We start from the raw sequence: 1,111 nt of genomic DNA, 5'->3' as shown, positions 1-1,111 counted from the left end.
GTTGCTGACAACCCCCAGATTGTCCGCAAGTCCTTTTGAGCCTGACCGAGAGCCGCCACATCGGGATGGTTTATCAGGGCCATGCCGAACAACTTGCCTATAGCGATAGACCTGCGGTTATCAAAAGTCTTGTCTTTTATGCCCACTGTCAGAGTCGGTGGATCGCCGTCCAGACGACTCTGGTACAGGTACTGTTGGGGCTCAAGGATAATGGTAATTTCCCCGAACAGACGACCCAGAGACAATCCGAACTCAGCAAGTCTGTCACCCGAGCCAAGAATCGGTATAACAAAACCTTCGCCACCAGAAACTTTGTTACCAGAAAGCAAGTCCACCAGATGATAGAGCCCGGCGGGCAGGTTGTAGCGTGCCAACTGTTGCCAGACGGCCACAAGCAGGGGATGGCTGTGAGTGGTTCTCGCAGGAGGTTGGTGATCCCAGCTGGTCATCCCTTGGAGGTTAACATCCACGGGCACTATTTTTTGCAACTGTGCCAGGGTGTCCCAGGCTAATCCTGACTGCCCGCCTGTTATTGTCCTGAGACGGGCAGTCAGCAGCAACTGGCCCAGAATGTCCTGTCCTGCTGTGCCCTGCTCTGTCTGGTGATAGCTGACGAAGGAGTGGATGACATGCTCCAGCTTTGCCGGATCCAGTTGACCTAGTCGGCTGATGATGGAGTGCTTCACCCAGTCCCTGTATTGCGCGGTTTCGTTTTCAGAGGCAATGAGGAATTGGGCCCTGATAAAAAAGATCTTGTCAACGTCCGGATCTGCACCGAGTAAACCCGGGTTCTGAACGGACTTTATTAGTGCAGTCGTGAAAAGGTCGGGAGGCTCAAAACCCATCCTGCTGAGAGCAGGCCAGGGCTCCCGAACCTCCAGAACGCCGAGGTAACGGACTTCATTCTCTTCATTGAAATAAGAAGTGATACCCCGACTTGAGGCTGGATTTATGGCATCTTTGTAACCCAGTTTCGATGCTTTGTTTTTGCCTTGCGGTAATTCGAAAAAATCTCCGGCATCAATTAAGGGAACAGTCATCTGCCCATGTTCGATACGGTAATCCAACAGGTCGATAAACAGCAATTTTAATCTGGCTTCCAGTTTTTGTT

1 protein-coding gene is annotated in these 1,111 nt (G+C 51.6%); it reads right to left on the bottom strand.

Features of this window, described 5'->3' with window-relative positions:
- Positions 1–1,111, bottom strand: a 1,111-nt coding sequence (locus tag KDK18_RS01230) for a hypothetical protein (protein ID WP_257252612.1), incomplete at both ends; no start/stop codon positions are given.

Source organism: Endozoicomonas sp. SESOKO3, assembly GCF_024606255.1.
Note: the sequence above shows the minus strand (reverse complement) of the source record. Positions and strands in the feature narration are given on the sequence as shown.